We start from the raw sequence: 13,072 nt of genomic DNA on the forward strand, positions 1-13,072 counted from the left end.
CGTTTTACTTATTTAATTCTTGTTACTTGATTATTTTTAAATTGATATTCTTGTCCACTTTCAGGACAAACTGCTTTATTGTTTTTATCAAAAACCAGTCGATGACCATATTCACCCACCCATCCTATTTGCTTTGCTGGATTACCAACTAACAAGGCATAAGCGGGTACATTTTTAGTAACCACTGCCCCTGCTCCAATAAAAGCATATTCACCAATGTCATGTCCGCAAACAATAGTGGCATTAGCTCCAATCGAAGCTCCTTTTCCAACATGTGTTTTGGCATATTGATCTTTCCTGTTGATGGCACTTCTGGGGTTAATGACATTGGTAAAAACCATTGAAGGCCCTAAGAAAACATCATCATCACAGGTAACACCGGTATAAATAGATACATTGTTTTGAACCTTTACGTTGCTTCCTAACACCACGTTGGGTGAAACAACGACATTCTGCCCAATATTACAACGTTCCCCTATTTTACAATTGCCCATAATATGGCTGAAGTGCCATATTTTAGTACCCGCTCCTATTTCAGCGTTCGCATCAACCAAAGAGGTTTCGTGTGCGAAATACTCTTTCACCAATTCAGACGTATTGTTTAACTGTTGCGACATATGCTAGTAATTGACTGGTAATATAATTCAACTGATCGTCCTCCATTTCAGTATGCATCGGTAGCGATAACACCTGGCTGCACAACGCTTCGGAAACCGGAAAATCTCCTTCATTGTATCTGTCTGATTTAAACGCCTCCTGTTTATGCAATGGCAGCGGATAATAAATCATTGCGGGAATTCCTCCTGCTTCCAAATGCTTCTTCAAACCCTCTCTTTCAATGCCTTCCAACTTTAAAGTATATTGGTGAAATACATGGGTTGAATTAGATTGACGTTTAGGAATAGTAACACCTTCGATTGAAGCAAAAGCTTGATCGTATTTTTCTGCAACTGCATTTCTTGAAGCAGCATACTCATCAAGTTTTTTAAGTTTTATAATGAGAATTGCAGCCTGCAACGTATCCAAACGAGAGTTTACTCCTACCATCTCATGATAATATTTTTTTGCCTGACCATGATTGGCTATTTTTTGAAGTTTTACCCCTAATTCTTCATTGTTGGTCATAATTGCGCCGCCATCTCCATAGCAACCCAGATTTTTAGAGGGGAAAAAGGAGGTACAGCCTATATCACCAATGGTTCCAGCCGACTTAACACTGCCATCTGAAAAGGTATACTTTGCACCTAGTGCCTGGGCAGTATCTTCAATAACATATAAATTGTATTTTCGGGCCATTTCCATGATTGGCTCCATATCACAACATTGGCCAAAAAGGTGAACAGGAACTACGGCTTTTGAATTTGGGGTAATGGCTTTTTCAATAATTTCGGCAGTAATATTAAAAGTATGAGGATCTACTTCTACCATTACAGGAGTAAGCCCCAATAAAGCGATAACCTCGGCAGTAGCTACGTAAGTAAAAGCAGGAACAATCACTTCATCGCCGGGTTTTAAATTCAAAGCCATCATAGCAATTTGAAGAGCATCAGTACCATTTCCGCATGTAATAACATGATTAACAGCAAGATAAGAAGCCAAGTTTTGCTGAAATTGTTTCACCTGGGGACCATTAATAAACGCTGCTTCATTTAAGCAGTCGGTTATAGCCTGATCTATTTCGGCTTTAATATTTTGGTACTGACCATTCAGGTCAACCATTTGAATTGGTTTCATAAAGTTGAGCGTTAATGTTGATAGAAAACGAGATTAATACTTAATCGACTTACAAACGAGCATCCACAAGTTTTCTGTCGAGGAAAGCTTTTGTATCAAATATTACTGATGACTTGTTATGTGTTAAGTTGTTATATTCCAAAGCAAGGAATTCACTATGTGATACTGCTAAAATAATTACATCATAAGTGCGCTCGTCAAGCTCCGGAAGCAGACAAATTCCATACTCTTCCTTTACTTCATCTTTATTTGCCCATGGGTCATAAACTTCAACCGATAGGCCAAACTGACGTAACTCGTTGTAAATATCAATCACTCTTGAGTTTCGGATATCAGGACAGTTTTCTTTAAAAGTTACGCCAAGCAGCAATGCTTTTGAACCTTCTATCTTATGCCCTTTTTTGATCATTAATTTGATCACCTTATTAGCTACAAACATCCCCATGTTATCGTTGATCCTTCTTCCCGAAAGAATCACCTGAGGATAATAACCTAAACTTTGAGCCTTATGCATTAGATAATACGGATCGACTCCAATACAGTGACCACCAACCAATCCAGGGCTAAAACGTAAAAAATTCCATTTGGTACCTGCAGCTTCGAGAACATCATGGGTATCAATTCCCATTTTGTCAAAAATCAAGGACAATTCATTCACAAACGAAATATTAACGTCGCGCTGGGCATTTTCAATTGCTTTGGAGGCTTCGGCAACCTTCAATGATGAAGCCAGAAATGTACCTGCATCAACAATGCTGTCGTATAAAGTCTTAACAGTTTGTGCAACTTCAGGAGTACTACCGCTTACTACTTTACGAATGGTTTTAAGAGTATTTACTTTGTCACCTGGATTAATTCGTTCAGGTGAATAACCGCAATAGAAATCAGTATTAAATTTTAATCCGCTATATTTTTCTAATACCGGAACGCAATCCTCCTCTGTACACCCCGGATAAACCGTTGATTCATAGATAACTATATCACCTTTCTTTAGAACTTTGCCAAGCATTGCACTGGCCTTTAACAAGGGACCCAGATCCGGGTTTTTAAAATGATCAATAGGTGTTGGCACGGTTACAATAAAAATATTGCATGTAGCTATATGCTCTACATTAGAGGCGAATTGAAGGCATTTTGATTCTTTTAGATCCTTTTCTTCAACTTCTAGTGTTCGGTCGAAACCCTCGCTTAATTCTTTAATACGATTTTCATTAATGTCAAACCCAACAGTAGGGTATTTCTTTCCGAACTCTACTGCTAAAGGTAGTCCAACATAGCCCAATCCTATTACCGCAATGCTTTGGTTAGTTTTATTAGTCATAACAATCGATGTGATTACTGTTTCTTAGTTTATTTTAGATACCTGTTTTACAATTGCTTTCTAAGCAAATAGTATACAATTGAGTTTTCAATTAAAAAACTCCTTAAGAGTTTTTTAGTCGTTTCATGATTCCTTTTTGCTTCGGATTATCATAATAATAACCATTTGAATAACTGTATGCGTATTCTTTAGAGTCCTGCAAATTAACACCGTTAAAGATTAAGCCCATATTTTTAAACTTCCCATTTTTATGTACATCCGAGATAAGTTTTAAGTTAAAAATATGTGTATAGCCATATCGAATCACGTAAATAGACATATCAGCAAATCTTTCCAATATCAACGCATCCGTAACCAAACCTACTGGAGGTGAATCTATAATTATATAATCGTAACGTTTTTTTAAGAACTCGAACAGGTCGGCAAGCCGTTTATCCAAAAGTAATTCGGCAGGATTATCGGCAGTAGTTCCGCAGGTAACTATATCCAGCGTTTCATAAGTACGCGATGGTTGAATTACCTCCTCGAGGGTCACTTCACCTCGAATTAAGTTCGAAATGCCTTTTTCAGCCACCACGTCAAACATTTTCGCCAATCCGGGTTTTCGCAAATCCATTTCAAGTATTAATGTTTTTTTTCCGGAAATGGAAAGGCTTGCCCCTAAATTGGCTGATATAAAGCTTTTTCCTTCATCAGGGATGCTTGATGTAACCAGGATGGTTTGATTTTTCTGTTCATGATCTAGGTACTGCAAATTGGTTCGTAAAAACCTAAATTGCTCAGAAATAGCAGTTCTACTACCCTGTTTAACTACCAATTTCTCATTAGTGTTATTCTTGCCTATCACCCCTAATATAGGTGCATTGGTAGTGCTTTCAATGACCTGACGGTTTAATACCTTATCGTTTAAAAAGTCTTTTATTCCAAAGAACACTATTGGAGCCAGCAGCCCCATAACCATTGACAAGAAAACAACAATAACCTTTTGCGGTGATTCGGGATCTGTTCCTGAACTTGGTGCATCTACCAACTCACTTTCAGGAAACTGAGCTGCATAAGAAAGAGCTGTTTCTTCTCTTTTTTGTAATAAATAAACATAAAGTTCCTCTTTAATATTTTTCTGACGCTCAATATTGATCAGTTGTCGTTCCTTTTGCGGCACCGTTCTTACCGCTGATTCAAACCCACTGTTATTGCTTTGAAGATTATTTCTGGTAATCACCAATCCTCTTCTAACAGCTTGAATATTATCGTTAATACTGGTTTTAGTGGATGAAATCTGACTATTTAACCCTTCAATGATTGGATTGCCCTCGTTCATTGTACGTAACAAACGGGTACGCTCGAGCTCAAGATCGTTTAACTTATTCAGTTTATTTTGAAGGACAGGATCATCAACCCCGATAATTCCTGAAGCGCCCCTTCCACCGGCATTACTGCTTAAATAATCGGTAACAGATTGCATCACATTTAACTGAATATTCACGCTATTTAGCTGTGAATCATTTTCTTTGATCTTATTTAATAGTAACTGTGACTGCGAACTGATATCGGTTATCTCCTTATCGGTTTTATATTCTTCCACAGCTTTTTCAGCGCTCGAAAGTTCTCCGGTTATAAGCTTCAACCTATCATCAATAAATGCCAGTGCGGCAGTAGCTTCCTTATTTTTGGCCAATAAAACGGATCTATTATACTCTTCAATTGTTTTGTTCAAAATATCTTTACCGCGCTCTGGTACCGGGTCAAGGATAGTAAGACTTAATACACTACCTCCTTTACCACTTATTTTAACCTTAAGTTTTAACAGGTATGAATCAACCACATTAAGCGGCAATGCAACCTTAACCTGTATATCATTATTCAAAAAGCTTTTAATAGTAGAAGTGGGATAAACCACGTACTGCATACCTTGCAGAGTAAAGGTTTTGCCAAAACTTTGCACCTTGCTTCCCTGTTCTGTGGTAATTTTATAGGTTTCAGTTGATAATGGAGTTATATTGAATGTAAAAGCTTCGTTGTTCTCCGGAAACTTCAGCAATGAAAAGCGTATAGGCGAATCGTCGTAAAGCTCGTGTTTATGCCATGGCTTAGTTATCAAACCCTTGAACCCTTTATCTTCACTTGTGTAATAGGAAGCATACAGTCCAAGATCATTCACTACCCTATCCATGATCACTTTTGCCTTAATTTTCTCAATCTCATTATCTAAAACTCTTGCATCAGAAAACATATCAAGTTCGTTCATTACGTTTTCCTTTTCACCGGTTTGAGAGGGGCTTTTTTCCTGCTTAATTAAAATGCTTGCACTGGATTTATATTGAGGTATGGTCATCTTTAAATAAAGAAAACCTAGTGATAATGCTATAAAACCGGACAATACAAATAAAAACCAATTTTTCAGGCATTTATCCAGCAAATCTTTAGCCCAGTTTAACTGTATTGGAGAAGATGATTGTTTGAGAGCGTTATTCATAAAATTTAATGTAAGGAGACTAATTCCTGAAAAACTTATTTAATAGCATAAATTGCTGCAACGTTTAATAGTCCAACTAATATGGTTAACACCTGGTAAGTACGGTTTTCACTAGCATATACTTTACGAGGTCCCGGTTCAACATAAATTACATCTCCTTTGTGCAGGTAATAAAAAGGAGAAGTAAAAACATCGGTTTTATTTAAATTAATGCGAGCAAACTGGCGAACACCGTTCTCCTCTCGTATTAATAAAACATTTTCCCTTAATCCATAAATTGTAACATCACCAGCCATGCTTAATGCTTCGGTTATGGTAATTTTCTCGTTTGTAACGTTGTACACATTCGGACGGGCAACTTCCCCCATCACAGAAATCTTAAAATTGAGGAATTTAACTTTTACCGTGGGATCTTTTAAGTAATTGGTAAGGCGTGATTTCACCAAATCCGAAACCTCATCTGTTGTTAAGGCATCCACCTTAAGGGCGCCTATAACCGGAAGATCAACATTTCCGGATTTATCAACCAAATAACCATCTATCTGACGCAATTCAAGTGAATTGGCATTTCCTGCAGCCGATTTAGGGTTGAACATTTCAGTGGCTTCAGGACTAAGGCTGGCAATTTCTATAGAAAGGATATCATTTGCTTGAACTTTGGGAACATAGTTATTTATAGCTTGCTGGGTACTTTTTTGGGTACCTGCATCTTTGAAATAAGCTATGTTCTCTGTAGAAGAACACGAAGTCGCTATAACAGAAAGCAATAGCATAAAAATAGAGTTTTTAAGGCGCGTAAATTTCATGGTATCTGATTATGATTTAATACACAGATAATTTTGGCTGTGTATAATCAATTTATATACCAAAATAGACCCGCATAATGCTAATTACTAAAACTTGTTGTTGTCCTTAAACAAATTTAACAAACATTCCTGCATTCTCACTTCATATTAACAATCAGCCAGTTAACAAAAAAAGGAACTTTATAATCTAACATATTACAATTTAACATAGTTACTAATAAAACCGTTCCAAACTTATTAATCAGCAGTGTTGAATATTAACTTAAACCTAAGCTTAATGGAATTATTGCTGACCATTTTTTAAGTCAAGTTGCATTAAATTTGTACAAAAAGAAATTGAAATAATAATAAAGAATTTAAAATAACTATTAGTTTAAAAGTCTATTTAACAGCACTTTGAACTAATTTAATTAAAGAATTAAGGTGATGTGGTTGAGTATAAAAATGCCCAACTATTTCATAGATTATTTTGAAGCAATAAAATAAAAAAGGTCAACGAGTGTTGACCTTTTCCTGGGTAGCGGGAACCAGACTCGAACTGATGACCTTCGGGTTATGAGCCCGACGAGCTACCAACTGCTCCATCCCGCACTATTTAAAAAATTGGATAAGATTTGAACGGTCATAACTCCTCTAAAGTCAAATCTTGAAAAACCAAAGGTCAACGACTGTTGACCTTTCTTGGGTAGCGGGAACCAGACTCGAACTGATGACCTTCGGGTTATGAGCCCGACGAGCTACCAACTGCTCCATCCCGCACTATTTAAAAAATTGGATAAGATTTGAACGGTCATAACTCCTCTAAAGTCAAATCTTGAAAAACCAAAGGTCAACGACTGTTGACCTTTTCTTGGGTAGCGGGAACCAGACTCGAACTGATGACCTTCGGGTTATGAGCCCGACGAGCTACCAACTGCTCCATCCCGCACTATTTAAAATTTGGATAAGATTTGAACGGTCATAACTCATCTAAAGTCAAATCTTGAAAAAACAAAGGTCGACGACTTGTCGACCTTTTATTGGGTAGCGGGGACCAGACTCGAACTGATGACCTTCGGGTTATGAGCCCGACGAGCTACCAACTGCTCCACCCCGCACTATATTTGCAACCGAAAGATTTGATGGCGTTCATTACTCGCCTCTCCCGTTTGGGACTGCAAAGATAGAACGAAATACTAATTCCACAAAAATTATTTTAAAAAAAACCGAAAGCGTATCTTTGCAGCCTAAATTGCAAAAATGTTTATACGAAGCATTTAAACTGCAATCAATTAATAGTCAAGTCAATCAATAAAAATTGATTGAGATCACCTAATAATAAACTAAATGGAACACAAAGCAGGATTTGTAAGCATTGTTGGAAAGCCCAATGCCGGCAAATCAACCTTGATGAATATTTTGGTGGGCGAACGAATGTCAATCATCACTCACAAGGCACAAACCACCCGCCATCGCATCATTGGAATTATCAATGATGAAAATACCCAAATCATTTTCTCCGATACTCCGGGCATTATTCAACCTAAATACGGCCTGCAAAAATCGATGATGTCGGCTGTAAACGAATCCTTTTTAGACGCCGATGTTTTATTGGTTGTAACCGATATAAATGAAAAGCATGATGAAGCGGATGTGGTTGAAAAAGTAAAAAAATACGAAGGGCCGATTGCTGTTTTAATTAACAAGGTCGACCAATCAAACCAGGAGCTGGTTACGCAAAAGATTGAATACTGGCAAAAAGAGCTGAACCCTGCTGCCATCATTCCCATTTCGGCATTAAAGGATTTTAATATTGATGCCATTACCGGCTTTATCAGGGATCATTTGCCTATCCATCCGCCTTATTACGACAAAGAAGAACTTACCGACCGTTCGGAACGTTTTTTTGTGGCCGAAATGATCCGGGAACAAATCTTTAAATGTTGCGAAAAAGAAGTGCCATATAGTTCTGAAGTGGTTATTGTTTCATTTAAAGAAGGCGAGGATCTGCACCGTATAAGTGCCGAAATAATCGTTGAACGCGAAACACAAAAAGCAATTATTATAGGCAAAGGTGGAACTATGCTTAAAAAAATTGCTTCAGCAGCTCGTTTCGACATTGAAAAATTTCTGGATAAAAAGGTATTTCTTGAAGTTTTCGTTAAAGTGCTCGATGATTGGCGAAATAAAGACAACTACCTGAAAAGGTTTGGATACGAAGGCTAAGATCGATTTAGATTAAAAGGTTGAGACATTAGTTAATCAAACAACGTGGTCTCGATTCTTAAATCCATCTAATAAATTAATTAATAATAACCGATCAGGTATGTCTTTATCCCTGATTTGGTTCCTGATTTTAAAAGATATGAACAATATAATAGCTATAGTTGGCCGCCCAAATGTGGGAAAATCGACTTTGTTTAACCGTTTAACTGAAAGTCGAAAAGCAATTGTAGATGATATGAGCGGTGTTACCCGCGACAGACATTATGGAAAAGCCGAATGGCTTAACCGCGAATTTATTGTAATTGACACCGGAGGCTATGTAGCCAATTCGGAAGATGTTTTTGAAACCGCCATCCGTGAACAGGTGGTTATTGCCATTGAAGAAGCTTCCATTATTATTTTTATGGTGGATGTAACAACGGGTATTACTGACTTGGAAGATGACATTGCCAATATTCTTCGCCGTTCAAAAAAACCGGTTTTTGTAGTGGCAAATAAAGTTGACAACTCCATGTTGGTTCACGAATCAGCGGTGTTCCATTCCTTTGGTTTAGGTGAGATTTACAATATCTCATCAATGACCGGTAGCGGAACAGGAGAACTATTAGATGATATAATTGCAAAATTTGAAGTAGTAACAGAAGATGAAACTTCTCACCTTCCTAAATTTGCGATTGTTGGACGCCCGAATGTGGGAAAATCGTCAATTATAAATGCATTCTTAGGCCACGACCGAAACATTGTTACGCCGGTTGCCGGCACTACACGCGATTCAATCCATATTCATTACAAGCAATTTGGCCATGAATTTATGCTGATTGACACAGCAGGTTTACGCAAAAAGACTAAGGTTAAAGAGAACATTGAGTTCTACTCGGTCATGCGTACCATTAAGGCATTGGAAGAAGCAGACGTTTGTATTTTGATGATCGATGCAACAACAGGCTTAGAAGCGCAGGATATCAATATATTTCACCTGGCCGAAAAAAATCGTAAAGGCATTGTAATTCTGATAAACAAATGGGATTTGATTGAAAAAGATCACAAGACCATGAAAAAGTTTGAAGATGCTATTAAGGAAAAAATCGCTCCATTTACCGACATTCCAATTGTTTTCACCTCAGTACATGAAAAACAGCGGATTTTCAAGGCCATTGAAGTAGCCCAGCAGGTATTTGAAAACAGAGCAAAGAAAATCCCTACATCAAAAATAAATGATGTAATGCTGGAAGTAATAGAACGGTATCCACCCCCAGCATTGAAAGGCAAGTTTGTTAAGATCAAATACATTACACAGTTACCTGGAATTGCGCCTACATTTGCGTTCTTCTGTAACTTGCCTCAATATATTAAAGAACCTTATAAACGTTATCTGGAAAACCAGTTACGTGAAAACTTTGACTTTAAAGGAGTACCGGTAACGATCTACTTCCGTCAGAAATAAAGAATTTATTAAAAAGGATAAAGAAAATAATTTGACTTTTCTTTATCCTTTTTTCTTGTTGATTTACAGCAATTAAGCCTCTGCTTCCATTTTCTATTTAACTAACTACTAGAACTTTAATAAATTTTTTTTGCAATTTTAAATCATTATTACTTACCTTTGCAGCCGATTTAAAAATCTAATTAAGAAGAAAACAAATGAAAAAAGTATTTGCATTATTATTAGCTGCTGGTGTATTTGCAGTTGTTGCATGTGGTGAAGGTAAAAAAGCTGAAGGTTCAGCAGATTCAGCTCAAGTTGATTCAGCTCAAGCTGCTACTGTTGATTCATTAGCTAACGCTGTTGATACTACTGCTAAAGCAGTTGATTCAGCTAAAGTTGATACTCTTAAGAAGTAATTCTTACAAGCATAAAAAATCCCGTCCCGGATAAACCGAGACGGGATTTTTTTATGCTTTTATTTTACCATAACATTTCCGGCTACCGCTTCTCCAGCGTCGTGCATCGATCTTAAAACTATCTGGTCTTTGCTGTTTAACACTTTGTAAAACCCTTCATCTTTCCAAAATCTTCGTGCTATCATAGCTTTGATCTGATTTTTTATCAACCCTTTGCTTTTCTTAACTTCACTTTCTGCTACATTAATATTTTGGCCACGGGCACTTTTAAAAAGCGGATTAAGATCACTGTCCGGAATTTCAAATTTGCCAACAAAATCATTCAAAGAGGCATAAGAGCAAAGCATTTTCTGATTGCGCTCTATATAATCATAAGCAAAATCAACGATTAAGCCTTTATAAGAAATATAGCTATACAATGCCGAATTCTGACTGGTATCAATCGGAATAAATTCATCCGGCATTATACCTCCACCTCCATAAACGGTCTTTCCCGATCGGGTTACAAATTTGCGTGAAGTAACAAAGGCTATTTTATTGCTATCGGCGTTTAACAGCTCTCCATGTTTCATCCTTTCTCCCACTTCATTCCGGTATTCATCTGTGCCGGTTGCATATGATTTTTGAATACAACGACCTAATGGGGTGTAATATCGGGCTATTGTTAATCGCAAGGCCGAGCCATCAGGAAACACCACCTGATCCTGAACCAACCCTTTCCCAAAAGATCTTCTTCCTAATATGGTAGCTCTTTCGGTATCTTGAAGGGCTCCTGCAACGATCTCACTGGCAGAGGCTGAATTTTCATCTATCAATACTGTTAAGCTTCCTTTTTCGAATTCTCCGGAACCAGTGGCAAAATATTCCTCCTTAGGCTGTTTCCTGCCTCGGGTATAAACAATAAGCTGACCATTAGGCAAAAATTCATCGGCAATAGCAATAGCAGCTCTTAAATATCCTCCACCGTTTCCTCGTAAATCGAGCACCAATCCACTCAGGCCTTCCTGCTTAAGTTTATCCATCGCCTTTAAAAACTCCTTATGAGTTGTGGCTGCAAACCGACTGATTTTTATGTAACCTATTTGAGCATTGAGCATATATGCCGTTTCAATGCTATTAAATGGAACTTTCCCTCTTAATACATTCACATTTGTTATTGAGGCATTGGGAGTTCTTAATAAACCAAGGTTCACCGTGGTTCCTGATGGTCCCCTCAAACACTTGAACAAATCACTATTAGGAAGCCCCACAATCATCTTTCCATCAACATTAATGATTTTATCCCCTGCTTTTAAGCCGGCCTCTTCGGCTGGTCCACCCGAAACTATGTCAACTATTAACAATGTGTCTCTTTGAATGTGAAACTCGATCCCTATACCCTCGAAGTTCCCCTCTAAGGATTCATTTAACGCCTTAAATTCCTGCGGATCTACATATTGCGAATGAGGGTCGAGTTTGGCCATTACGGCATTTATAGACTCCTGTTCCAGCTTGGTAACATCTACCGAATCAACATACCTATCCTGAATAACCTGAAGAATACGGCCCATTTTATCAATAGGCTTAGATACAAACGGAAAGCTAAAATTAAGTTCGGAACTGGGAGAATCGCTCATTCTTGAGCCAACAATCATTCCGCTGGCCATCATAATTGCCGACAACAATGCGAAACGTAAATTATTCTTGGTCGTGCTCATAAAATTCAATCTGCTTCAGTTTATACAATTTATATTCCGCTTATGTTCTATAAATTAAGAAAAAAACAAAACAATTACACGAATGATTCTTAATTGTTCGGAATTCCATAAATAGCGCAATTTTCATTATGATTTAATAGCGCCAATACAGAAATTTGCCTCCGATTTAAAACTATAGTTATGCAAAGAATCACTGAATCTGATTCAAAATATGAACATTTGGAAAAGATGTCGGTTATTGACCTTCTTCAAAACATTAACAACGAAGACAAAACCGTACCTCTTGCCGTTGAAAAAGAATTGCCGTCCATAGAAGCACTCGTTGAAGCTATTGTAGAGCGTATGCAAACAGGAGGACGATTATTTTATATTGGAGCTGGCACAAGCGGTCGTTTAGGGGTGGTAGATGCCTCCGAATGCCCTCCTACATATGGAGTTCCGCATGATATGGTTATTGGCATTATCGCCGGAGGCGATACAGCTATCAGAAAAGCGGTGGAATTTGCAGAAGATGACAATAAACAAGCGTGGATCGACCTTCTACAATATAATATCAACGCAAAAGACACACTTATTGGAATTGCTGCTTCAGGCACTACGCCATATGTTATTGGTGGTTTACAAGAAGCGAATAGACAAGGTGTGCTAACTGGCTGTATAGTTTGCAACTCGGGTAGTCCGGTGGCAGCTGAAGCCAGGTTTCCGGTAGAAGTAATTGTGGGCCCTGAATTTGTAACTGGTTCCACTCGTATGAAGTCGGGCACTGCGCAAAAACTTGTTTTAAACATGATTTCTACCTCTGTAATGATAAAACTAGGCAGGGTAAAAGGAAACAAAATGGTTGACATGCAGTTAAGCAATCATAAATTGGTTGACCGCGGTATCAACATGGTGATGGCAGCAACCGGAGCAGATAAAGAAGTAGCCCAACAGCTGTTAAATGAGTTTGGCAGTGTGAGAAAAGCCGTTGAAAACTATAAAAAATAGCGTT

The 13,072-nt window shown here is 37.8% G+C and carries 10 protein-coding genes and 4 tRNA genes; 4 read left to right on the plus strand and 10 right to left on the minus strand.

All coding sequences use genetic code 11. From position 1 onward, the window contains the following. Positions 1 to 8: 8 nt before the first annotated feature. From C3K47_RS13630 to C3K47_RS13670, 9 genes are all read right to left on the minus strand, one after another. Positions 9 to 617 (minus strand): acyltransferase, encoded by a 609-nt coding sequence (locus C3K47_RS13630; protein ID WP_207765301.1) that lies wholly within the window; start codon positions 615 to 617, stop codon positions 9 to 11. Beyond that, on the minus strand, positions 589 to 1,734 hold the full coding sequence (locus C3K47_RS13635; RefSeq protein ID WP_103789706.1) for a DegT/DnrJ/EryC1/StrS family aminotransferase: 1,146 nt from the start codon (positions 1,732 to 1,734) through the stop codon (positions 589 to 591). The genes C3K47_RS13630 and C3K47_RS13635 overlap by 29 nt, the downstream gene beginning before the upstream one ends. 49 nt (positions 1,735 to 1,783) lie before the next feature. After that, on the minus strand, positions 1,784 to 3,055 hold the full coding sequence (locus C3K47_RS13640; protein WP_103789707.1) for a nucleotide sugar dehydrogenase: 1,272 nt from the start codon (positions 3,053 to 3,055) through the stop codon (positions 1,784 to 1,786). 103 nt (positions 3,056 to 3,158) lie between these two features. Further along, complete coding sequence (locus C3K47_RS13645; RefSeq protein ID WP_103789708.1) at positions 3,159 to 5,531, minus strand: GumC family protein; 2,373 nt, start codon at positions 5,529 to 5,531, stop codon at positions 3,159 to 3,161. Between the two features lie 35 nt (positions 5,532 to 5,566). Beyond that, positions 5,567 to 6,337, minus strand: a complete 771-nt coding sequence (locus C3K47_RS13650) for a polysaccharide biosynthesis/export family protein (protein ID WP_103789709.1) — start codon at positions 6,335 to 6,337, stop codon at positions 5,567 to 5,569. Between the two features lie 514 nt (positions 6,338 to 6,851). After that, positions 6,852 to 6,928, minus strand: a tRNA-Met gene (locus tag C3K47_RS13655). 91 nt (positions 6,929 to 7,019) lie between these two features. Next, positions 7,020 to 7,096: transfer RNA gene (locus tag C3K47_RS13660), tRNA-Met, on the minus strand. Between the two features lie 92 nt (positions 7,097 to 7,188). Next, positions 7,189 to 7,265, minus strand: a tRNA-Met gene (locus tag C3K47_RS13665). A gap of 92 nt (positions 7,266 to 7,357) precedes the next feature. Next, positions 7,358 to 7,434: transfer RNA gene (locus tag C3K47_RS13670), tRNA-Met, on the minus strand. 229 nt (positions 7,435 to 7,663) lie between these two features. Here C3K47_RS13670 and era point away from each other — a divergent pair. The 3 genes from era (at position 7,664) to C3K47_RS13685 (ending at position 10,384) form a co-directional block, all read left to right on the plus strand. Continuing rightward, a complete protein-coding gene (gene era / locus C3K47_RS13675) occupies positions 7,664 to 8,542 on the plus strand; it encodes a GTPase Era (RefSeq protein ID WP_103789710.1) in 879 nt (292 codons plus the stop codon). Between the two features lie 139 nt (positions 8,543 to 8,681). Beyond that, complete coding sequence (der, locus tag C3K47_RS13680; RefSeq protein WP_103789799.1) at positions 8,682 to 9,986, plus strand: ribosome biogenesis GTPase Der; 1,305 nt, start codon at positions 8,682 to 8,684, stop codon at positions 9,984 to 9,986. A gap of 197 nt (positions 9,987 to 10,183) precedes the next feature. Further along, positions 10,184 to 10,384 carry a PG1828 family lipoprotein gene (locus C3K47_RS13685; RefSeq protein ID WP_103789711.1) on the plus strand — a complete coding sequence of 67 codons (201 nt, stop codon included), beginning with the start codon at positions 10,184 to 10,186 and terminating at the stop codon, positions 10,382 to 10,384. 59 nt (positions 10,385 to 10,443) lie between these two features. Here the strand turns inward: C3K47_RS13685 and C3K47_RS13690 are convergent, their stop codons facing one another. Then, complete coding sequence (locus C3K47_RS13690; RefSeq protein ID WP_103789712.1) at positions 10,444 to 12,081, minus strand: S41 family peptidase; 1,638 nt, start codon at positions 12,079 to 12,081, stop codon at positions 10,444 to 10,446. 180 nt (positions 12,082 to 12,261) lie between these two features. Between C3K47_RS13690 and murQ the strand changes: the two genes are divergently transcribed. After that, the gene (gene murQ / locus C3K47_RS13695) at positions 12,262 to 13,068 is read left to right on the plus strand and encodes an N-acetylmuramic acid 6-phosphate etherase (protein WP_103789713.1); all 807 of its coding nucleotides are present in this window, start codon (positions 12,262 to 12,264) and stop codon (positions 13,066 to 13,068) included. The last annotated feature ends 4 nt before the right edge of the window (positions 13,069 to 13,072 follow it).

Origin of the sequence: Solitalea longa (assembly GCF_002920915.1) — a bacterium.
Lineage (GTDB): Bacteria > Bacteroidota > Bacteroidia > Sphingobacteriales > Sphingobacteriaceae > Solitalea > Solitalea longa.